A 19,561-nucleotide genomic window follows, 5' to 3' on the forward strand; every position below is an offset into this window, starting at 1 on the left:
CGGGCTTACGGCGCCGGCGCTTGCGCCGGGCGCCGCTTGCACGCCGAGCCGGGCGACCACGTCCGGGCTGCGCCGAAGGCGCCTTGATCTAGTACAGCCAGATTCGGCAACGACCAGCGCCAGACACCAGCGCCTGTCCTCTGGCCGGTCCGAGTCGACACTATTGGCGCACAAGCCGCATCGATCGAGGCAACCCTCTTCACGCCAGACGCACGATGCTGCAATGATGCGGCGAGTCGATGCAATCGACGCAGACCAACTTCAACACGACGGCGAGAATCTGTGGATCTTAGAATCGGAGTAAGTGGATCAGGGGCTGAAGTGCGCTCCCTCTATGACTGGCTGCGCCGCGAAACGGAGCTGAGAGGCTGCCGGCTCCGCGTGGAATCCGCAGCCAGCAACGATGAGCAGGCCATGGGAGCACCACTGGAGATTGTTCTTGCGGTCACAGCGGCCGTGGCGCCGGTGCTTGTACGGGTTCTTCCCGTTTGGTTTCAGAACCGCCACTCTGATGTTGAGGTGACAATTACAAACGCACAGGGCCGTGTGGTCAGCCTTTCAGGCAAGCGCCTTGCAAATCCGGAGGAGGTCGTCAATCGCGTCTTAGAGATTTCCCGTACTGAAATCGAGGATAGGAGCGGAGATCGCGGTGACGCTGCCACATCGTGACCGCTCACGAGCGATATTGATCGGATCTTCTACTTACTCTTCCCGGAAGCTGATAAACATTCCTGCGGTAACGAATAATATAACCGCTCTCGCCGCAATATTTACCGATCCCCTTCATGGACATCTTGCACACAAGAATTGCGAAGTAGTTCGCAATCCGGCAAATCCAGTGGACCTTTACAGGCAGATCAGGGAAACCGCCTCATCCGCGCTAGATACTCTCATCATATATTTTTCTGGGCATGGCCTTGTAAGCTCTAAGGGTGAGCTGTTTCTGGCACTCAAAGAGACAGACCCAAGCGACCTCCGGCATACGGCATTTACGTTTGAGGCCGTTCGGGAAATCTTGGCAGAGTGTCCCGCAGAGCGCCGCGTCGTCATTTTAGATTGCTGTTACAGTGGCCGCGCAATTGACTCATTCATGTCTGACCGCGATGGCGCCGTTGCGGGGCAGGTCCATATCGAGGGAACGTACACACTAACCTCTTCTGACGGCAATCGACTCTCGGTAGCGCCAAAAGGGGCAGAGTTTACCGCGTTTTCCGGTGAGCTAATTTCCACGTTGCGCCAGGGAATTCAGGGCGGGCCAGAGCTGATTAGATTGAGCTCGGATCTGTACCCGGTCGTTCGCGCCTCGTTGAGCGCTAAGGGACTACCGAGTCCTTTACAAGTCGGATTCCAAACGATTGGCAGCCTTGCACTCACGAAGAATCCTGCGTTCGACAGTCGAGCCACATCGCATCACAGTTCGCCAGGTCCTCGGTCTCGTCGCGATGAACCGTCGCGTACACGGCAGGCTTCCAGTGGCTCATGGCTCGACGGTATCGATACTTCGGCCGAGCTGACTTTCGTAAACCCGCCAGAGCGCACGACGACCGGAGAGGCGGGCTGCGCCGCTTTCGCTTCCACCACAATTGCCCTCTTTCTTTCTTTGTTTATCGCCTGGATTGACGGGTTTGGCAAACCCTCTACGGCCCTCTCTTTAAGTGCAATAGCGGCCTGCGTCACGGTAGCAACGGCATGGTTTTCGAGGAAACGAAAAATTGCTGGGAGCGTTCTCGCGCTTGGTACAACGGCAGGTTACATCTGGCTGTCGATCTCCAGCGGCATGTCAGACCATTGGGCGCTCATGACTCTCTCCGCAATCGAGGTTGTCGCCTTCTCCATTGCGGCAATCTTCTGTATCGCTATGGGAGCAGAAACAGAAGATGATATGCAGAGACGGGCCGTCGAACGGGAACTGGACCCCGACTCCATCATGCAAATGCGGATTGAAGCAACTCCACTAACGAACGCCATCCGCAACTCTCGCTGGTTTGGACGGCCTTCGGACCTTCCAATTTTTGACCATTTAGCCCATCTTCCTTCTGCTCGATTCATTGAAATCCCGGCCAGATTCTCACTAGCTGCTTCTCGCTCCGGAGTCTCACCTAGCAGCGGATTCGATTTTGGGGAGCAGATTGATGCTCCAGACCGTCAGATTGGACCAAGTTACGCAGTTATCTGCGGTACCAAGATTGTAATGGTATATTTGCTTCCGTGGGGCCCCGGCAGCTACCACCGGATGAACAACGCCTCGTCTGATCTCCGCTGCGATGGCGCACTCTTCGAAGCTGGCAAGCAGGACATAGAGCGCGTATCGCGGAACCTAGATGTTTGGCGTGGCCGCCTTAACGACGGAGCGGTAGTTGCTGGGCTCATGCTGGTCGTTTCGCCGCCCGAAAAGTCGAAAACAAAGCGTCGCAGTAATACGGGGGCTTACACGACGGTGGTCCGCGATGCCTCCAGCAGCGAAACTCGTCTCTCTACACCGGAGGCCGGAGGGGATGAGGTTGGCCACTTCTTGGCGACAGATGCACACTTGATTGATCTGCGAATCATGGGAAATCTATTGTCTTACGGATCATCTCGTGCCCGCTCGGTTCTAGACGCATCGACACTGGGAGCGGATTGAATTTGGATGCCGCTTCGGCCGCTTAGCTTATCAGGCGACTCGTATAGCCGGCCTTAACTAGATTGTTCAATGCAGCGCGAACCGAACTTGGCATTTCCTGCGCGACGGCGAAACCTCGGACCGCGTAGACGTCGATTCGCTGCGTATCGCCAACTATCATATCGATCACCTTGGTAGGACTTCCGATGCTCCGCACATAGTCATCCAAACACAAAGGCCGAGACGCACACACTACGTCTAAGTCGGGCCAGATCTTTTTGGCAGTCGCGTACGCTCGACGCTGCTGGTATGGCCTGGACATGACTATTGCCGATTGCACGCGGGCTCCGCGTTCGTCGAGCAGCTTGCGGGTCAGTTCGAAGTTCTGCTGTGTGTTGGCGGCGTTAGGTTCAACCAACACTGCGTTGTCGGGAACGCCGTGCTCGATGGCGTATTCGGCATAGTGGACTGCTTCGCCGCGGGGGAAGCGGTCAATCGTGGTTGGGGCGTTGGCGCCGGTGAAGACGATGCGGGGGAAGTAGCCGCGGTGGTAGAGGTCGGTGGCGATGATGGCGACGCCCAGGTCGTGGCTGCCGAGGCCGATGCCGATGTCGCAGGGGCGTAGTTCGTGGTGCATGTTGTGGTAGTCCCACAGGGTTTCGACGTCGGCGCGGTGTTCGGCGGGGATGGTGGTCGCCGGGGTGCTCTGGTCGGCATGCGTCACGCCAACACAGTAGGCGGGGACGGGCTGGCGCGCTCAGTCCATGACGTCGAGCCGGCGGGCCAGGTCGACCAGCACCGTTGAGGGCTTCGTACGCTGGTGGCGGATCCAGGAGAGAACCAGCTGGCGGCTCAGGACGTGGTAGCGGACCTGTTCGGGGGCCATCTTCTCGGCGGCGAGGACGGTGTCGAGGGCTTCGTCGGCTCGGTTCCAGGCGCTGAGGGCGCGGGCCACTTCGAGTGAGTGGCGTACGCGGCGTTCCATCGGCAGGCCAGATGTGTCGACGCGCGGGCCGAGGTCCACGGCGACCTGGATGTCGCCGAGCTCGGCGGCGGTGGCGACGCGGTGGATGGCGACATTGGTCGGGCCAAACGCGGTCCACAGGTGATTCGCGTCATGGCCGAGACGCTGGGCAGCCTCATCGGCGGCTGTCAGGAACGTGCGGGTGGCGATGGCGTCGTTGGCACGGGCGGCTGCGATCGAGCCGGCGAGGAACAGCGTCCCGTACACCGACAGCAGCTCGGGCGTCGCGTTGGACAGGTGCGGCTCCAGGTAGTTCGCCGCGTCGTTGGTGAGCTGCACGGCCTCGCGGTAGCGGCCCGTCGCCTGGAGCGCGTGAGCGACGGAGCGCAGCAGCGTCCCGGTCAGCACCACGTCGCCGGCGGCTCGGGCGGCGCCGAGACCTCGGTCGGCGGCGATCCAGGACAGGTCTGCTTCGCCGATCTTCGTCAGCTGCACGGCGGCCAGCTGGTACGCGAGGCCGAGCACCCGTCGCGCGTCGTCGAGCGCGTCACCAGACATCGCGCTTACTGCGGCTTCGGCGTGGGCGATGAGGCTCGGCAGGCGGCCGGTCACGTACCCGAACCGCGCGTCCTGGTAGGCGTCCCAGAGCGTCTTCAGCTCCTGCTGCAGAACGTCGATCGGCGGTGGCTCCACCGACGAACCCGTGCCGAACGGCGTCACCTTGCGGTAGTCCATGAGGGCGGCGCGGAGAGCGGGGACGGTGCGCATGCCGCTGTCGCTGGTCCAGGAGACGAGGGATGGTTCGGCGACCAGGTCGGCGAGGGCGACGTCGAGCACGTCGGCGAGGGATTTAATGACGGAGAGCCGGTCGAGCTGGATGCGGTTGTTCTCCACCTTGCTCAGCCAGTCCTCGGTGCGGTCGACAAGACCAGCGAGGACCTCTTGCGACATGCCGCGCCGGCGGCGGTACCAGGCGACCCGTTCGCCGATGGTCAAGGTGTTCGTCATCCCACGCATGCGGTTAGCGTCGCACCACCCTCCGAGTTGACCCCGGAACAATTTTCCGGGGTGAAGGGCGTGGATGGGTAGACGCTTCATCTATGTTTCGGGCGGTCTTGGTCCAGGGTGCCAGCGGCGGTGGCACGTGACGGTTCACCGCGCTTCGACTTCGACGTGCCGTTCGTGTGAGGGGCGCGGGGTGAAGCTGGTCAGTCGACGGGGGTCACTGACGATGGCCGAGGACGGTGTGGTGTACGCGGTGCGGCCGTGCGTCGACTGCGGCGGCGTTCCGGCTCTGGATCAGGACGGCTCTGGCCAGGAGACGGAGGCGACCGAATGAGAGCTACGACGTTCCGCGTGGCGACAGTGCCGGTGGCGCCACAGCCGGACCTCGACCTGGATGTCCGAACGCTGCGGTGCTGGGGCGCGGTCGACGAGGACGGCGACCCGGTCCTCGTGCTCAAAGACGACGACGTGACCGTGGTCATCGACTTCGGGTTTGGCGGCGCATGGGACACCGCGATCCGGGCAGCCGAACGGCTCAGTGACGAGGCATTGGCGTACGCGTCGAAGCTTCGGGAACTGATGGCCGCCCAGCAGACGCCGGCCGACAAGGAGCTGGCGCAAGAGAACAAGGAGGAACCATGCAGGTGACCAAGGACGGCGTGACCGTCGACCTGGCCGCCGCGAGCTGGGTCAAGAGCAGCAAGAGCGGTCCGTACTCCGACAACTGCGTCGAAGTGACCGGCCTCGACGGCCCGCTCGTCGCGGTACGGGACTCCAAAAGCCCGGACGGCGCGGTGCTGGCGTTCACGCCGGACGAGTGGAACGCGTTCGTCGCGGGCGCGCAGGGCGGCGAGTTCAACCGGACCCAGTAGCAGCGTGATGGCGTGGAGGCGGCCCCTCGATGCTGGTATCACCGAGGGACCGCCACCCATCGTGACACCTCCGGGCGACACCCGGAACACGTGGAAGGGCGGCGCAGCACGATCGTGCAAGACGACCTTCGCGGTGACGCGCTCCGGCTGGAGATCGCCATCGCGCTCCTGCCCCTCGTCGGCCGCGTGCAACAGGTCGACGGCAACGATCGGGTGCTCGGCAACCGGGGCAACCGGCTCACCGACCAGGAAGACCGGCGGCTCGTCATCGACGACGCGGCCCGCGGCTGGGAAGCGCTCGGCGCGACGCAGCAGCGAAGCTACGGCGCGGATCTGAGAGCGGCGCTGTACGCGTACACCTGCGACTACGTCGAAGCGGTCGAGGCCAGCGGTCCCGACCTCGACGAGGCGGATGCACGCACGTACGAGAGCGCGATGGAAACGCTGTGGCGAAGGCACGCTGACGCTCTGCGCGCAGCAAACACGAACTGATCAGGGCCTCGGCATCGTATGGTGTCGAGGCTTCACCGCGCCGCGCTCGTCCTTCCGAAGGATCGACAGCGCGGCGCTCACACAGTTAAGGTCTTGACAAGCTATGTTGTCGTCTTCGAATGGTGGGTCTCCGTGCCGATCGAGTACAGACCTCCCAAGTACATAACCATCGTCAACGCGCTCCAGGCGCGCATTGAGGACGGCACGTATGCGTCCGGCGAGATGCTGCCCAGCGAGACCGCGCTCATGAACGAGTTCGACACGTCACGGCCCACGGTCGTGCGGTCGTTGGAGATCCTCAGGCAGGCCGGCTGGATCGACACGCAGCAGGGCAAAGGCCGTTTCGTGCGGTCGAAGCCAGCTGAGCCGCGGTCGTTGCCGGCGCATGCGGCGTCGCTGCTCGCCAGTGAGGCTGAGGGCCGGCTGCGGATCCTCGACGTTGGCGAGCTGCCCGCTCCGGCGCGAGCGTCGTCGGCGCTGGATCTGGACGAGGGCGAGCTGGTCGTGGTCCGTCGTCGGCTGGTCAGCGTCGATGGGCTGGGTCCGGTTGAGTTGGGGACGGTGTACGTGCCGCTCGATCTCGCCAAAGGCACCGGCATCGGCTCGACGACGCCGCTCGCTGAAGGCGTCCTCCAGCATCTGGCGACCCGCAAGGGCATGCACTTCGATCATGTCACCGAGCGGATCTCGGCACGGCCGGCCACGGAGGAAGAGGCTGACCTGCTGGACATCGACCCGAACGGCTGGCTGCTCACGGCGCTGTTCGCCGTGTACGCCCGGGGAGGCAGGCCAGCCTTCGCGCTGGACATCGCGGTGCCGCCGGCCCGCCATGAGTTCGAGGACTCGTTCTCGATTGCTTAGGTGGATGGCTCGCATTACTCGAATGCGAGCCATCCACAAGTTTCTCAGTCCGAACACTTAACAAGCTAGGTTCCGTCGCTACACTTGAGTTGCACATAACAAGTTAAGTGGTTGTCTGAGAGGAAGTGTTGTGGCGCTCAAGGGTGGTAGTCGGTTCTCGATCCGGTTCGAGGACGTTTTCCCTGCTGGCTGCGTGCTGGTGCCGGACTCGATCGTCGAGGCGCAGGACTACAACGAGGTGACCAAGGCCCGTACGCCCGCGCTGGACAAGCTGACCGGCGCGCGGGTGTGGACGGTCCGGGTCGTGGACATGGACCCCGACCTCGCCGGCCGGTCGCGGGAGGTGGCGGTGAAGATCTCCGCCCCGGTGCAGCCGGTCCCGGCCAACGGTGCGCCGTTCGCGCCGGTGGAGTTCGAGGGGATGACGGTCACGCCGTACGTCGGTCCGACCGGTCGGCTCGCGTACTCGTACCGCGCGACGGGCTTCCGCTCGTCGGCTCAGGCGCGGAAGGCCGCCTGACAAGGAAGACAGCGCGGGGCGGTCTGTATGCCGTAGGAAGCCGGACCGCCCGCTGCCAACCAAGCCCATTGCTGAGGTGTGGAAGGCGGGTTTCATCATGCCCAGATCGGGTTGGCCGCGCAAAAGAAGCCAACCCTGCCCCGGCCAGACACAGCTGCTCATGCCTGTTGCGCGCGATGCGCGCGGTCGATTCACACGCCTGTTCGCCGGCATGCCGTTCCAGCTCCTCGCGTTCCGCCGCGATGCCCGTGGTCGGTTCGCGTGCCTGGCGGTGGCTGGTTGAGCAGCGTCTCTGGGGAGGGTCGAACCTTGAAGACAAACGTCCCGCTGGTCAACTTCCGCCGGCTGTCGCTGCCGATGCCGTGGTGGTTGGTCATGTGGTTTGTCGTGCCGTACCTGCTGTGGCAGGTCGCGAAGGCCACGGTCCGGCTGATGCCGGTCCTGTGGCGCAACCGCACCTCCGTCACCCTCGCCGCGCTGGCGGTGTGGCTATGGCACCGGCACGGCTGGGAGGTCCTGGCCTTGGTCGCTGGGGTCGCCGGTGCCACGGTCGGCGTCTGGTGGTGGCAGTGGCGGCCGTGGTGCGAGCGGTTCGTCGTGCTGCCGGCGCTCTCGTGGTGGCAGCGGCTGTTCGTGTACCAGCTGCACTGGCGCGAGGCCATGACCGTCTGCCGCCTGGCGGAACGCTTCGACGGCAAGCTCAACGTCCCGCGGCTGCTGCGGGTGCGCTGCACGTACGCCACCGATGAGGTGGTGCTGCGGATGCCGCGCGGGCAGAACCCCGACGACTACCACGCGGCGGCGGCGAACCTGGCGTACTCGTTCGGCGCGCGGATCTGCCGGGTCTACTCAGGCCGGCGAGACATGCCGCCGACTCGGCGCGGCCGGTGGGCGTGGCTGCTGCGGCTGGTTGACCGGGTCCGCTACCGGGACCGTCCGCGGGTGGTCTGGCTCGTGTTCGTCCGCCGCGACCCGCTGCGCCGCACCGTCCCGGCGTTCGACGTCCCGGAGACCACTGACCTGGAGGCGCTGCCGCTCGGGCTGCGTGAGGATCTCGTCCGGTACGTGCTGCGCCTGCTGGCAACCCACGTCCTGATCGTCGGCGCGACCAGGGCGGGCAAGGGCTCGGTGCAGTGGTCGCTGATCCGCGCGCTCGCCCCGGCGATCCGCTCCGGGCTGGTGCGGCTGTGGGGCATCGACCCCAAGGGCGGTGTGGAGCTGTCCCTTGGCCGGCAGTTGTTCAGCCGGTACGAGTACGCCACCGTCCCGCCGATGGTCGCCATGCTGGAGGAACTCGTTGCGGTGATGCGGGAGCGGCAGGCCCGCATGCAGGGCAAGACCCGCGCGCACACGCCCACCCTCGACGAACCGCTCTACGTGCTGATGGTCGACGAGATCCTCGCGCTCGTCGCGCTGCTGCAGGACGTCGACCTTCGTACCAGGGCCAAGGCCGCGCTCGCCATGCTGCTCACGCAGGGCGCCGGCCTCGGCGTGCTGGTCGTCGGCGCGACGCAGGACCCGCGCAAGGAGGTCGTCGAGCTGCGCGACTTCTTCCCGACCCGGATCGCGCTGCGGCTCAACGAACCCAACCACGTCGACCTCGTCCTCGGGCAAGGCTCCCGGGCACGCGGCGCGCTGTGCGACCAGCTCTCGGCGCGGCCGTCCATGCGGGGCATCGGGTACGTCGTCCTCGACGACCGGCCGGAACCGGAGCGGGTCCGGTTCGCGTACGTCACTGACGACGAGATCCGCGACATGGCGGTTGCCTACGCCGCACCCGAGGTCGTGAAGCCGAAACCGGCGCCGATCCCGCGGCAGGGACGCCACACCAACAAGCAGAAGCACACGGCCGGACCGCTGCTGCCCGACAGTCTCGCCGGCCTGCTCGACGAGGACCCGGCATGACCGACGACCGCCGGTTCTACCGGCTCCGCGCACCCCACATCACGGCCGGCTCGTCCGCCGTGACCGTCCGGGTCACCGACGGCGAAGACCTCTACCTCGCCGTCGGTGCGGGCCGCCGGCGGATGTACCTCACGCCCGCCGAAGCGTGGGCGCTGTGGCGGTGCCTGTCCGAAGCGGTCGCCTCCACCGGCCAACCGCCGGACTGGGTCCGCGTCCCCATCAACCCCGCCTGCCGATAACGAGAGGACCCGACCATGCGAACCCGACGTCCTCGCCCCAACCGGCGCGGCTGCCTCGACCTCTCCCACCGCTCGACGCACCTGCCCTGCCCGTACTGCACCGACGACCAGGCCGACATCGTCAACACCGCCCGGCGGCTCCACGCACGGCTCGACGCTGAGGACCGGTTCTGATGCGGCACGCCGAAAACGTCGTCCTGGTGCTGATCCTGCTCGTCGTCGCGGCCGTGGCCGGCGCGGCCTCGCTCGCCCACGTCCACGACTGGACGATGACCAACTCACCCGCCGGCACCCCGGACTGGTTCGGCTGGGCGAACGCCGTCATCTCCGAGCTCGTCCCGATCGCCTGCGCATTGGTCATCCGGCGCCGCCGCCGGACCGGGGAGTCGGTGGTGTACCCGTTCGCCGTCCTGCTGTCCGCGGTGACGCTGTCCCTGGCCGCTCAGCTCGCGGTCGCCAAGCCGGGCTTCTCCGGTGGCCTCCTCGCCGCGGTACCGGCGCTGGCGTTCATGGCGCTCGTGAAGCTCGTCCTCTCCACCAAACCGACCACCATCGCCCCGGCGCCCGTGAAGCTGCCCGGCCCGGCGCCCGTCGAGCCGGCCAGGCCGGTCGAGCACATCCCGACGCCGCTCGCCCGCGCGAACGGCGTCATCCCCTCCGGTGTCATCCGATGAAGGAGACCCAGACAACCTTGACCGTCACCACCGAAGCGCTGCCCGGCCTCGAACCAGAGGCCGGGCCACGCCCCGGCTCCCGCGCCGCCCGCATGCTGATGCCCCTCGCCGCAGACGTCGTCAAGGACATGGCCACCGAGTACGGCGTCTGCCTCCGCCCGATCGGCCTGCGCCGCACCGACCTCGCGACCGGCCAAACGGAGATCATCGACGTCCCGTGCGGCGCCACCCGCGAGGACAAGTGCGTGCCCTGCGCGAAGCGGGCTCGCAGGCTGCGCAAGACGCAGATCCGGGAGGGCTGGCACCGCGCCGACGAACCCGCCCCGGCACCGAACCCGGCCACGGAGGAGCAGCGGTCGCTGATCAGCCTTCGGGCGCACCTCGAGTACTTCCGGGATCAGGCGGTCCGGGAGTCGAAGTGGGACGAGGTCGGCGAGGTCGACGAAGCGATCCGCGAAGTGGAAGAGGCCATCGCAGCGGAAGGCCTCCGCGGCACGGTGGCGCCGGCGCACAGCAAGCACGAGGAACCGAAGCGGCAGCGCTCGACCCGCCGTCGCCAGGACGCCCCGGCACTTCCGCGGCAGAAGGTGCAGCCGCGTACGGTCGGCCGCGTCTACACCGCCCCGGACGGCACCGAGCACCGGCCGTCGATGTGGCTGACGATGACCCTCGACTCGTATGGCCCCGTACGGGAGGACGGCTCGCCGCTGGACCCGTCCCGCTACGACTACCGGCGCGCGGCCTGGGACGCGATCACGTTCCCTCGGCTGCTGGACCGGTTCTGGCAGAACCTGCGCCGCTGCGTCGGCTGGAACGTCCAGTACGCCGGCTGCGTCGAGCCACAACGCCGCCTCGCCCCGCACGCTCACTTCGCGATCCGCGGCACCATCCCGCGCACCGTCCTGCGCGAGGTCGCGGCGGCCACCTACCACCAGGTCTGGTGGCCTCGCGTGGACGCGCCCACCTGCCGGCCGGTCTGGGACGCAGACGCCGAGGTCTGGTGCGACGCGGACGGCCTGCCGCTGCAGACGTGGGACGAGGCGCTCGACGCGATCGACGCCGACCCCGACGCGGAACCGGCGCACGTGATCCGGTTCGGCAAGCACGTCGACGCCCGCGGGGTCGCGGCCGACAGCAAGGACATCGACCGCACGGTCGGCTACATCACGAAGTACATCACCAAGTCCGCCGCCGACTGCCACATCGTCACCACCGACCGGCAACGGGCGCACCTCGAACGGCTCTGGCAAGAACTGCGGGTCACGCCCTGCTCGGAACGCTGCGCGAACTGGCTCCTCTACGGCATCCAACCGAAGAAGGCGCACGGCAAGCTCCGCCCCGGCAACTGCAAAGGCAAGGTCCACCAACGCGCCACGCTCGGCATCGGCGGCCGGCGCATCCTCGTGTCCCGCGACTGGTCCGGCAAGACCCTTGCCGACCATCGCCACGACGCCCGCGCCTGGGTCAAGGCACTCCTCGGCGTCTCGGGCGGCGTCGACCAGGTCCCGGTCACCGAATCCGACGACGGAACACCGGCACCAGTGGCGTGGGAGCTGGCGAAACCGAACGACCCGGACATGCCGCCGATGCGGCATCGCCTCCTGCGCGCACTGGCGCAACGCATGCAGTGGCGCAACGCGCTCAACGCTGCCCGCGATCGGGCTGCCCAGTACGACGGAGTTCTTTCGGCAACGCACAACAACGGGGAGGAAGTGCAGCGTGGATGACCGTCCGTTCGCTCCTAAATGGCTGTCGCCGGCGCAGGTGGCGCTCCTGCTGGGGTTCGGGTTGTCCAAGGTCAAGATGAAGATCGCAACGGGTGAGCTGCGGTCGGTGAAGGACGGCAAGTACCGGCGCGTCCTGCCGGAATGGGTCGACGACTACATCCGCGAACAGGTCGAACGGCAGGAGGCCGCCTGATGCCCGCCCGTGCCCGCGCCAACGGAGAGGGCTCGATCTACCCGCACCGCAACGGCTTCGCCGCGTACGTGTGGGTGACGAAGCCCGACGGCAAGCGCACCCGCAAGTACGTCTACGGCAAGACCCGCGAAGACGTCCACGAGAAGTGGGTCAAGCTCCACGCGGAGGCCGCGAAAGGTCCGGTCGCCACGAAGACCCCGACGATCGCCTCGTACGCCGCGTACTGGCTGGAGGAGATCGTCAAGCCCAACCTGTCGCCGGGGACGTACGTCGCGTACGAGGTGGCGTGCCGCCTGTACATCGTCCCGGGCCTCGGCAAGAAGAAGCTGAACCTCCCGGCCCGCGACGCACAGACCTGGATCAACGAGGTCGCCCGGACCTGCCAGTGCTGCGCCCAGGGCCGCGACGAGCGCCGGCCGAAGGGCAAACGCCGCTGCTGCGCGGTCCGCCGCTGCTGCAAGTCGACGCTGTCCCCTTCGACGCTCGGCCACATCCGTCGGACACTCCGGTCGATGCTCGGCCAGGCGATGGTAGAGGAGACCGCCTCGCGCAACGTGGCGAAGCACCTGCGGCTACCGGTGCAGCGTGCTGCCCGGCGCAAGTCATGGGACACGGACGATGCACGGAAGTTCCTGGAGTCGGCTCGCGCTGACGGCGACCCGCTGTACGCCGCGTACGTCCTGGTCCTCGTGCTCGGCCTCCGCAAGGGCGAGATGCTGGGCTTGACCGATGATGCGATCGACTGGGCGGGCTGGGACAGGCGTTGCAAGGAACACCGAGAGACCTTCTGCGTGGACTGCGTCGCCGAGTACGACGTCACGCTCCAAATCGATCGGCAACTCCAGCGCATCGGCACGGAGCTGCTTCACCGCGAGACGAAGACTCCGACGTCCGACGCCGGCCTCCCACTTCCACCGATCTGCGCCGTAGCCGTTCGGCAACGCCACCTCGACACCGAACGCGACAGCGCAGAGGCCGGCCCGCTCTGGCACGGTCTGAGCCTGCTCTTCACGACGCGGTTCGGCACGCCGATCGAGCCGAGGAACTTCAACCGCTACTGGGACCGGCGATGCCTCGCAGCTGGCGTTCCGCGTATCACTGTCCGAGATGCTCGACGGACATGCGGCTCGCTGCTGGCGGATCTGGACGTTCACCCGAGGGTGGCGATGCAAATCCTGCGTCACGCAAAGTTTTCGATCACGATGGAGATCTACACGCAGGTCTCATCGAAGAAGACCCGGGACGCCTTGAAGCGTCTCGGCGCAAGTCTTGGTTAGCTCGGTCAGGTCAATGACCAGTAATGGTGCTCCGAATCGGGTCGACAACCTGCTCGTGGTAGGTACGGCGATCGTCTATCCAGCGCTCGACACGTCTGTTGGCTGGCGACGGAGGGTTGGCGGCCAACTCCAGCGCGCCAAGGGCGACCACCAGAGCCTTCCGGCTCTCCTGACCGTTGAAATGAGCCATCTCAGCACTAGTGTTGAGGCCAGCAGGGTGGACTTCGGTCGGCGCCATTTCGCTGTACGGATGCAGCCCTTCGTTACGTCGTTCGAAGAGCCACGTCAGGTTGTCGAGCAGCTGATCGTGCTCGGTCCGAGGAAGGCCGAACGCCTCGCTCAAGCAATCCGTGATGCGTTCGGCCGCATCGTCGATGCGGCGCCGATCGTCAATCAGGTATTTGACGTCCTCATAGAGCGCTTCGACAGCGCATGCAGCTGCCGTAATCGCCACAAGAGACTGCCGCAACTCTTCGGCCAGTTGCGGCTCACCAGCGCGTGCCGCATCCAGTGCTTTCATCGCATCGCGCTCATGCGAAGCAGCAATCTCGATCCAACGCGCCCACATGATCTGCTGAGTCTGAAGGTGAAACCCAGGCAGTCGCTTACCGCGACGGATGTCCTCCTCGCGGTGCCGAGTACGAAACTCCGCGAACTCCCTCATCAGGGTGTCGCGTTCCTCGGGCGAAGTCGCCGCAGCCTTGCGGCGCTCGTACTCCTCGCCGGCGTCCTTGAGGATGTGGATGCGCTCCACGGTCTCGCGACGGAGACGATCTCGGTCTCGGCGACTCACAGGAGGCATAGATGAATTGTTCATTGTCCGGTGTGCTCGCGCGAACGGGTTTCGAGCCGGACAACCCCGCGCCGCCTGTCAGTCGGATCATGCGACAGGACGCGGCGGCCTGCTGCTGTACTTTGCTGCTGTACGAGGCCTCAAACGGCAGAGCCGGCGCTCGTCGCACCGGCTCTGACCTGCACTTCGTGTGGGCCGCCAGGGACTCGAACCCTGAACCTACGGATTAAAAGTCCGCAGCTCTGCCATTGAGCTAGCAGCCCGCGCCTTGACAGGGTACCTGTGCGCGGTCAGCCGTTCCACGCGATACTCGATCCCCAGCATTCTCGCAGGTAAAGCCGGGTAAGGGCCCTAGAGGAATCAACCGCGCAGGCCGGCCTCGTGGGCGACGACGATCGCCTGGGCGCGGTCGCGGACGTCGAGCTTGGCCAGGATGTGCCGGACGTGGGTCTTCACGGTGGCCATGCTGATGAACAGGTCGGCGGCGATCTCGGCGTTCGACAGGCCGGCGCCGATGCGGGTCAGGACCTCCAGCTCCCGCTCGCTGAGGTCCGCGACGCCGGCGGGTGGTGCCGGTGGCCGGGGTGGGCGGGCCGCGAAGTGGTCCATCAGCCGGGCCAGCACGCTCGGCGCCATGACCGGCTCGCCGGCCGCCGCGCGGCGGACCGCGTCGGCGAGGCTCTCCGACGTCACGTCCTTGAGCAGGAAACCGACGGCGCCGGCGCGCAGGGCGTTGACGACGTGCTCGTCGGCGTCGAACGTGGTGAGCGCGATGACCCGGGTGCGGGCGGCGATGCGCCGGGTCGCCTCGACGCCGTCCAGCACCGGCATGCGCAGGTCCATGAGGACGACGTCGGGCGGCTGCTCGTCGACGGCCGTGACCGCGGCGGCGCCGTCGCCCGCCTCTGTCACGTCGAACCCGGCCAGTTCGAGCATCAGCCGCAGGCCCTGCCGCACCAGGGCGTGGTCGTCGACGACCAGGACGCGGGTCATCGCGAGCCACCGGCGGGCAGCTGCACCTGTACCTCGAACGCGCCGTCGCGGATGAAAGCGGTGAACGTGCCGCCGAGCAGCTCGGCCCGGTGGCGCATGCCGAGCAGGCCGCGGCCCGGCACCGGCTGCGCCCGGCCGCCGTCCACCGGGTTGGCCGCGGTGACGGTGACGGTGTCCGGCGCCCAGTGCACGCCGACGGTGACCGGGCGGCCGGGGGCGTGCCGGCCGGCGTTGGTCAGGCACTCCCGCACGATGCGGTGCACCGCCAGCCAGACCGGGGTCTCGCCCGGCCGCGGCACGCCGGTGAGGGACAGGGAGTTGGCCACCCCGGCCGCGTCCGCCCGGCGGGCCAGCTCGGCGAGGCCTTCGGCGGTCGCGTCGGTCGGGTCGGTCGGCGGTGCCACGACGTCGAGGGCCGAGCGGATCTGGCGCAGGGTCCGGTGCGAGGTCTCGCGGATCGCCTCGACGGGTGCGGCGGCCCGGTCCGGGGCGAGCCGCAGCGCCGCGGCCGCCGCCTCGGCCTGCACGGCGATGAGGGTCAGCTCGTGGCCGAGGACGTCGTGCAGCTCCTGGGCGATCCGGGCCCGCTCCTCGCTGACCGCGGCCTCGCGTACCTTGCGCTTCTCGGCCTCCAGCTCGGCGGCCAGCTGCAGCAGTACCCGGTGCTGCTGGCGCTGGTGGGCGACGAGCTGCCCGGCCGCCACCGGCGCCACGACGGACAGCACCGCGCCGATCACGGCCACCGGCAGCTCCGGGCCGAGCAGCGTGCCGGCGGCCCCGGCGACACAGCCCCACGCGGTGACCGCCCACACGGCGGCGCGCGGTGCGCCGTAGGCGCCGACGGCGAAGAACTGCAGCACGACGGCGACGAATCCCAGCACGGGATAGCCGTCGAGCGGGATGAGCCAGAACGCGCTCGACACGGCGGCGGACTCCAGCGGGTACCGCCGGCGCCAGGCCAGCGGCACGATCGACCCGAGCACGTAGAGCTCGCCGATGCCCCGGTGGGCGATCGGGAACGCGAGCGTCTGGGCGAGCGCGACCGCGGTCAGCACGGCGGCCAGGACGGCGTCCGACCGTGCCACCCGTAGCCGGGCCACCCACGCGTTCACGACGGCGAGCGTAGGACACCGCCGTCACGCGCCGCCTCATCCCACGGGCTGAGCTGCGAAGCCGCCCGCGGGTCGATGCCGCCCAGGTGCCCGCGTCCGTACGTTGCTCACACCCATCACCGTTGAGAGGAACCTCGATGACTTCGTCCGTGACGCTGCCCGCCGCCGACATCACCGCCGGGCCGGTGCGCAACAGCACCCGCTTCGGGCTCGCCTTCACCGTCTGCCAGCTGCTCGTGATGATCGCGATGGCGGTCTTCGTCCTGCCGCACGCGGGCTCGCCGTCCGACCCCGCCCTGGAGCGCGGGCAGGGCGTGCAGGAGGCGGCCGAGCTGTACCGCGTCGGCAACTTCGTCTTCATGGCCGCCGGGTCGCTGCTGCTGGGCTTCCTCGGCGCCGTCTGGGCGCGGCTGCGCCGGGCCGACAGCAGCGGCGTCCTCGCCACCGTCGCGGTCGGGTCGGGCATCCTCCTCGCACTGATCTGGCCGATGGCCGCCATGCTGCACGAGGTCGCCCTGGAGACCGCGGCCGCCGGCACCGATCTGCGCATCCTCGCCGGCTGGGACTCCGTGGCGCCGTTCAGCCTGGCGTTCTCGGTGTTCGCCCGGGTGTTCTTCATCGGCGCGATCGCGCTGGGCCTGCGCGCCACCGGCACCGCTCCGTGGCTGGTCCGCTCGGCGGGCGTGCTCATCCTGCTCAGCCTGTTCGGCAGCGCGACCGTCGTGTCCGGGGCGATGTTCCCGCTGCTGGCGCTGAGCACGCTGGGCTACGAGCTGTGGGTCGGCGCGTTGGCCTGGCACTGGCTGCGGGACGGCCGGTGAGCGCCGGGGCCTGGGCCGGGCCGGCCTGACCGGGACGGGACCGCCGCCCTGCGCCGCGTCGCGCAGGGCGGCGGACGCGTATCAGAGCGGGATCTGGTACAGGATGAAGCCGCGGTTGACGCCGACCTGGTCGTACAGGCGCCGGGCGGTCGCGTTGCTCTCGTGCGTCGACCAGTACACGCGGTTGCAGCGCCGGGCACGGGCCCAGTCGGCGACCGCGGCGATCAGCGCCGACGCCACGCCCTTGCCCCGCGCCGACGGTGCGGTGAACAGGTCCTGCAGGTAGCAGACGTCGTCCGTGGTGGTGCTGGCATGGGTGAGGAAGTGGGCGATGCCGACCAGTTCGCCGTCGAGCTTGGCACCGAACGCGTGGATGCGGGTGTCGTCCTGGAAGCCGGACCACGCGGTGTCGAAGCGGTCGGCGGGCAGGACCCGCTCGTAGAACGTGTTGTAGCCCGTGAACAGGACCTCCCAGGCGGGACGGTCCTCGGGGGAGAGCTTGGCCACGGGGATCATGGTCCGACCATAGCGGTGGATGAGAAGCTGTCCGGCGTGGCGGTGACGGAGGATGCCGAGGAGACGATCACCGGGGAGCTCCGGCTGCTGGCGATGCTGCTCGGGGCGGTGCTCGGCACGTGGATCGCGTGGACCAGCCCGCAGCACGGGCACGAGCCGCGATGGGTGCTGTTCGCGGTGCTGGCGGCGGTGCTCGGGGCGGCCAGCGGCGAGGCGTTCGGGTTCGGGGCGGCGCGGTGGCGGGACCTCGGCACGGTGCACCGGGTCCGGCTCTTCCACGTGCTGCACCTGGTGCTCGCGTCGGTGGCGGTGGCGATCGGGCTGGTGGCGGCCACCCCGTTCGTGCTGGGTGAGCAGGGGCTCACCAGCCGCGGGCTGGCGTTGTCCACGATCGCGATCTGCGGGGCGCTGCCGTCGGCGGCGACGTTGGGTGCGGTACAGCGGGTGGCGCGGCGCAGGATCGACGGCTCGCCCGGGCAGCAGCTCAACACGCTGCTCAGCCTGCGCAGGCTGGTGAGCCGGCTGCTCAACCAGCTCGGGCTCCTCGTGCTGCTCGTCACGCTGGTCAACGGGGCCGCGACCGGCTGGGGCGCGGAGCTGCCGAAGGCGGCGGTGCTGTTCTCCGGCGCGGTCGCGTCGTTCGTCGTCGGCGTCATGTACGTCCCGGCGAGCACCACCCTGCGCCGGCGCTGCGCGCTGTTCGTGGACCGGCACTTCCCGCTGACGGACGTGGCCCTCGACGACCTGGTCGACAAGGCGGAGGAGCGCTCGCGGCTGGAGAAGCTGCTCGGCATCGACCAGACGACGTTCGGTGAGCTGCGCTCCGGGCTGGTGATCATCAGCCCGTTCGTGGTGAGCGCGCTCGCCGCGATCATCCCGGCGAAGTTCTGACCGAACGACGAAAAGGGGCCCCGGAGGGCCCCCTTGGCTTTCAAGCTCAGTTCGAGGCGTACGTGCCCTCGGCGAACCCGGCGTCGAAGCGCGCCTGCAGCGCCTCCAGCTCGTGGAACTGGCTGGCGTCGTAGGACTCGGAGCCCTCGGCGGCGAACACGCTGTCGGTCTCGGCGGCCGAGTGGTCGTAGGAGGTGAAGTCCTGCTCGGCGTAGTGCGAGCCGTCCGCGCCGGTGAACTCGACGCTGTGGCCCTGGTCGAAGGACGTCGACTCGGCGGCCGCGTGGTCCTGCTGGAACACGCCGAACTGCGAGTCGTAGTTCTCCTGGCCCGCGTCGACCTGGTGCAGCTCGTCCAGGGCCTCGTGCTGCTCGCCCATCGAGAAGTCGCCGTACTCGCTCATGTCAGTTCCCCTTGTTGTGAAAGCTAGGTTTTATGTGGTGTGCGGTGCGTTCTTGCGATGTGCTGAACACTACGGACCCCGCAGGAGGGTCAAATCCCGAAAACGTGCCACGAGGAGAAGTGCCGATGCGGGTGGGCGAACTGCTGGTCGAAGGCTTCGGGCGGCTGCCGGATCTGGTGCGGGGCGCGGTCGAAGGGCTCAGCGCGCAGCAGCTGACCTGGGCCCCGGCGCCCGGCGCGAACACGGTCGGCTGGCTGGTCTGGCACCTCACGCGGGTCCAGGACGGGCACGTCGCGGAGCTGATCGACGGCGCCGAGCAGCTGTGGGTGACCGGCGACTGGGCGGGGCGCTTCGGGCTGGACCCGGACCCGGACAACACCGGCTACGGGCACACCGCGGCGCAGGTCCAGGCGGTGCGGCCGGACGGCCCCGAGGCGCTCATCGGGTACTTCGAGGCGGTGTCGGCGCGCACGGTCGAGTGGCTCGCGACGCTCACGGAGCAGGACCTGGACCGGGTCGTCGACGAGGCCTGGGACCCGCCGGTGACGCTCGGGGTGCGGCTGGTCAGCGTCCTGGACGACGACACGCAGCACGCCGGACAGGCGGCATATGTACGGGGACTCATTCCCTGACGTCATCGGCGGAAACGTCATGGACGACACACGGCCGGCGGCGCGATCCGGTGGTGTACTTGATCTGCA

24 protein-coding genes and 1 tRNA gene are annotated in these 19,561 nt (G+C 67.7%); 17 read left to right on the plus strand and 8 right to left on the minus strand.

The window, feature by feature from the left end:
* Nucleotides 1-282 precede the first annotated feature (282 nt).
* Nucleotides 283-669, plus strand: a complete 387-nt coding sequence (locus tag OP18_RS57785) for an effector-associated constant component EACC1 (RefSeq protein WP_483782923.1) — start codon at nucleotides 283-285, stop codon at nucleotides 667-669.
* Nucleotides 650-2,623, plus strand: a complete 1,974-nt coding sequence (locus OP18_RS57790) for a caspase family protein (protein ID WP_162189863.1) — start codon at nucleotides 650-652, stop codon at nucleotides 2,621-2,623. Before OP18_RS57785 ends, OP18_RS57790 begins: the two co-directional genes overlap by 20 nt.
* 22 nt (nucleotides 2,624-2,645) lie before the next feature.
* On the opposite strand, the gene OP18_RS31260 is transcribed toward OP18_RS57790, so the two are convergent.
* Nucleotides 2,646-3,326 (minus strand): YdcF family protein, encoded by a 681-nt coding sequence (locus OP18_RS31260; RefSeq protein ID WP_052387611.1) that lies wholly within the window; start codon nucleotides 3,324-3,326, stop codon nucleotides 2,646-2,648.
* 33 nt (nucleotides 3,327-3,359) lie between these two features.
* Nucleotides 3,360-4,574 (minus strand): helix-turn-helix domain-containing protein, encoded by a 1,215-nt coding sequence (locus OP18_RS31265; protein WP_033362711.1) that lies wholly within the window; start codon nucleotides 4,572-4,574, stop codon nucleotides 3,360-3,362.
* 348 nt (nucleotides 4,575-4,922) lie between these two features.
* On the opposite strand from OP18_RS31265, the gene OP18_RS31270 reads away from it, so the two are divergent.
* From OP18_RS31270 to OP18_RS31320, 12 genes are all read left to right on the plus strand, one after another.
* Nucleotides 4,923-5,219 (plus strand): hypothetical protein, encoded by a 297-nt coding sequence (locus OP18_RS31270; protein ID WP_156089927.1) that lies wholly within the window; start codon nucleotides 4,923-4,925, stop codon nucleotides 5,217-5,219.
* Nucleotides 5,210-5,443, plus strand: coding sequence for a DUF397 domain-containing protein (locus OP18_RS31275; RefSeq protein ID WP_033362713.1), 234 nt, complete (start codon nucleotides 5,210-5,212; stop codon nucleotides 5,441-5,443). Before OP18_RS31270 ends, OP18_RS31275 begins: the two co-directional genes overlap by 10 nt.
* A gap of 114 nt (nucleotides 5,444-5,557) precedes the next feature.
* Complete coding sequence (locus OP18_RS31280; protein WP_156089928.1) at nucleotides 5,558-5,935, plus strand: hypothetical protein; 378 nt, start codon at nucleotides 5,558-5,560, stop codon at nucleotides 5,933-5,935.
* Nucleotides 5,936-6,067: 132 nt separating this feature from the next.
* A complete protein-coding gene (locus OP18_RS31285; RefSeq protein ID WP_033362775.1) occupies nucleotides 6,068-6,796 on the plus strand; it encodes a GntR family transcriptional regulator in 729 nt (242 codons plus the stop codon).
* Nucleotides 6,797-6,926: 130 nt separating this feature from the next.
* The gene (locus OP18_RS31290) at nucleotides 6,927-7,316 is read left to right on the plus strand and encodes a hypothetical protein (protein ID WP_033362715.1); all 390 of its coding nucleotides are present in this window, start codon (nucleotides 6,927-6,929) and stop codon (nucleotides 7,314-7,316) included.
* Nucleotides 7,317-7,625: 309 nt separating this feature from the next.
* Complete coding sequence (locus tag OP18_RS31295) at nucleotides 7,626-9,221, plus strand: FtsK/SpoIIIE domain-containing protein (protein ID WP_033362716.1); 1,596 nt, start codon at nucleotides 7,626-7,628, stop codon at nucleotides 9,219-9,221.
* The gene (locus OP18_RS31300; RefSeq protein WP_033362717.1) at nucleotides 9,218-9,460 is read left to right on the plus strand and encodes a hypothetical protein; all 243 of its coding nucleotides are present in this window, start codon (nucleotides 9,218-9,220) and stop codon (nucleotides 9,458-9,460) included. The genes OP18_RS31295 and OP18_RS31300 overlap by 4 nt, the downstream gene beginning before the upstream one ends.
* 15 nt (nucleotides 9,461-9,475) lie before the next feature.
* Nucleotides 9,476-9,634, plus strand: a complete 159-nt coding sequence (locus tag OP18_RS59215) for a hypothetical protein (protein WP_169788974.1) — start codon at nucleotides 9,476-9,478, stop codon at nucleotides 9,632-9,634.
* Nucleotides 9,634-10,134: a hypothetical protein gene (locus OP18_RS59890; RefSeq protein ID WP_052387612.1), complete on the plus strand. Its 501-nt coding sequence runs from the start codon at nucleotides 9,634-9,636 to the stop codon at nucleotides 10,132-10,134. The genes OP18_RS59215 and OP18_RS59890 overlap by 1 nt, the downstream gene beginning before the upstream one ends.
* Nucleotides 10,131-11,861 (plus strand): replication initiator, encoded by a 1,731-nt coding sequence (locus tag OP18_RS31310; protein ID WP_033362718.1) that lies wholly within the window; start codon nucleotides 10,131-10,133, stop codon nucleotides 11,859-11,861. The genes OP18_RS59890 and OP18_RS31310 overlap by 4 nt, the downstream gene beginning before the upstream one ends.
* On the plus strand, nucleotides 11,854-12,054 hold the full coding sequence (locus tag OP18_RS31315) for an excisionase family DNA-binding protein (protein WP_033362719.1): 201 nt from the start codon (nucleotides 11,854-11,856) through the stop codon (nucleotides 12,052-12,054). The genes OP18_RS31310 and OP18_RS31315 overlap by 8 nt, the downstream gene beginning before the upstream one ends.
* Nucleotides 12,054-13,331 carry a tyrosine-type recombinase/integrase gene (locus OP18_RS31320; RefSeq protein ID WP_033362720.1) on the plus strand — a complete coding sequence of 426 codons (1,278 nt, stop codon included), beginning with the start codon at nucleotides 12,054-12,056 and terminating at the stop codon, nucleotides 13,329-13,331. Before OP18_RS31315 ends, OP18_RS31320 begins: the two co-directional genes overlap by 1 nt.
* A 10-nt stretch (nucleotides 13,332-13,341) precedes the next feature.
* Here the strand turns inward: OP18_RS31320 and OP18_RS31325 are convergent, their stop codons facing one another.
* The 4 genes from OP18_RS31325 to OP18_RS31340 all read right to left on the minus strand — a co-directional run bounded on the left by OP18_RS31325 (nucleotide 13,342) and on the right by OP18_RS31340 (nucleotide 16,229).
* On the minus strand, nucleotides 13,342-14,085 hold the full coding sequence (locus OP18_RS31325; RefSeq protein ID WP_033362721.1) for a hypothetical protein: 744 nt from the start codon (nucleotides 14,083-14,085) through the stop codon (nucleotides 13,342-13,344).
* 230 nt (nucleotides 14,086-14,315) lie between these two features.
* A tRNA-Lys gene (locus OP18_RS31330) sits at nucleotides 14,316-14,387 on the minus strand.
* 97 nt (nucleotides 14,388-14,484) lie between these two features.
* Nucleotides 14,485-15,117, minus strand: coding sequence for a response regulator (locus OP18_RS31335; RefSeq protein WP_033362722.1), 633 nt, complete (start codon nucleotides 15,115-15,117; stop codon nucleotides 14,485-14,487).
* The gene (locus tag OP18_RS31340) at nucleotides 15,114-16,229 is read right to left on the minus strand and encodes a sensor histidine kinase (RefSeq protein ID WP_081971272.1); all 1,116 of its coding nucleotides are present in this window, start codon (nucleotides 16,227-16,229) and stop codon (nucleotides 15,114-15,116) included. The genes OP18_RS31335 and OP18_RS31340 overlap by 4 nt, the downstream gene beginning before the upstream one ends.
* A gap of 137 nt (nucleotides 16,230-16,366) precedes the next feature.
* Between OP18_RS31340 and OP18_RS31345 the strand changes: the two genes are divergently transcribed.
* Nucleotides 16,367-17,050: a hypothetical protein gene (locus OP18_RS31345; RefSeq protein ID WP_156089929.1), complete on the plus strand. Its 684-nt coding sequence runs from the start codon at nucleotides 16,367-16,369 to the stop codon at nucleotides 17,048-17,050.
* Nucleotides 17,051-17,131: 81 nt separating this feature from the next.
* On the opposite strand, the gene OP18_RS31350 is transcribed toward OP18_RS31345, so the two are convergent.
* A complete protein-coding gene (locus OP18_RS31350) occupies nucleotides 17,132-17,566 on the minus strand; it encodes a GNAT family N-acetyltransferase (RefSeq protein ID WP_033362725.1) in 435 nt (144 codons plus the stop codon).
* 15 nt (nucleotides 17,567-17,581) lie between these two features.
* Here OP18_RS31350 and OP18_RS31355 point away from each other — a divergent pair, with 15 nt between their 5' ends.
* On the plus strand, nucleotides 17,582-18,457 hold the full coding sequence (locus tag OP18_RS31355; RefSeq protein WP_033362726.1) for a hypothetical protein: 876 nt from the start codon (nucleotides 17,582-17,584) through the stop codon (nucleotides 18,455-18,457).
* 46 nt (nucleotides 18,458-18,503) lie between these two features.
* Here the strand turns inward: OP18_RS31355 and OP18_RS31360 are convergent, their stop codons facing one another.
* Nucleotides 18,504-18,860: a hypothetical protein gene (locus OP18_RS31360; protein ID WP_033362727.1), complete on the minus strand. Its 357-nt coding sequence runs from the start codon at nucleotides 18,858-18,860 to the stop codon at nucleotides 18,504-18,506.
* Nucleotides 18,861-18,985: 125 nt separating this feature from the next.
* Between OP18_RS31360 and OP18_RS31365 the strand changes: the two genes are divergently transcribed.
* Nucleotides 18,986-19,492 (plus strand): mycothiol transferase, encoded by a 507-nt coding sequence (locus tag OP18_RS31365; RefSeq protein WP_033362777.1) that lies wholly within the window; start codon nucleotides 18,986-18,988, stop codon nucleotides 19,490-19,492.
* Nucleotides 19,493-19,561 lie beyond the last annotated feature (69 nt).

Origin of the sequence: Dactylosporangium aurantiacum (assembly GCF_000716715.1) — a bacterium.
Lineage (GTDB): Bacteria > Actinomycetota > Actinomycetes > Mycobacteriales > Micromonosporaceae > Dactylosporangium > Dactylosporangium aurantiacum.

Excerpts from the sequence above, each read along its gene's own strand:
- OP18_RS59890 (WP_052387612.1), top strand. The coding sequence starts at position 9,634 with ATGCGGCACGCCGAAAACGTCGTCCTGGTGCTGATCCTGCTCGTCGTC.
- OP18_RS31360 (WP_033362727.1), bottom strand. The coding sequence starts at position 18,860 with ATGAGCGAGTACGGCGACTTCTCGATGGGCGAGCAGCACGAGGCCCTG.
- OP18_RS31310 (WP_033362718.1), top strand. The coding sequence starts at position 10,131 with ATGAAGGAGACCCAGACAACCTTGACCGTCACCACCGAAGCGCTGCCC.
- OP18_RS31350 (WP_033362725.1), bottom strand. The coding sequence starts at position 17,566 with ATGATCCCCGTGGCCAAGCTCTCCCCCGAGGACCGTCCCGCCTGGGAG.
- OP18_RS31320 (WP_033362720.1), top strand. The coding sequence starts at position 12,054 with ATGCCCGCCCGTGCCCGCGCCAACGGAGAGGGCTCGATCTACCCGCAC.
- OP18_RS31335 (WP_033362722.1), bottom strand. The coding sequence starts at position 15,117 with ATGACCCGCGTCCTGGTCGTCGACGACCACGCCCTGGTGCGGCAGGGC.
- OP18_RS31365 (WP_033362777.1), top strand. The coding sequence starts at position 18,986 with ATGCGGGTGGGCGAACTGCTGGTCGAAGGCTTCGGGCGGCTGCCGGAT.
- OP18_RS31265 (WP_033362711.1), bottom strand. The coding sequence starts at position 4,574 with ATGACGAACACCTTGACCATCGGCGAACGGGTCGCCTGGTACCGCCGC.
- OP18_RS31345 (WP_156089929.1), top strand. The coding sequence starts at position 16,367 with ATGACTTCGTCCGTGACGCTGCCCGCCGCCGACATCACCGCCGGGCCG.
- OP18_RS59215 (WP_169788974.1), top strand. The coding sequence starts at position 9,476 with ATGCGAACCCGACGTCCTCGCCCCAACCGGCGCGGCTGCCTCGACCTC.
- OP18_RS31300 (WP_033362717.1), top strand. The coding sequence starts at position 9,218 with ATGACCGACGACCGCCGGTTCTACCGGCTCCGCGCACCCCACATCACG.
- OP18_RS31275 (WP_033362713.1), top strand. The coding sequence starts at position 5,210 with ATGCAGGTGACCAAGGACGGCGTGACCGTCGACCTGGCCGCCGCGAGC.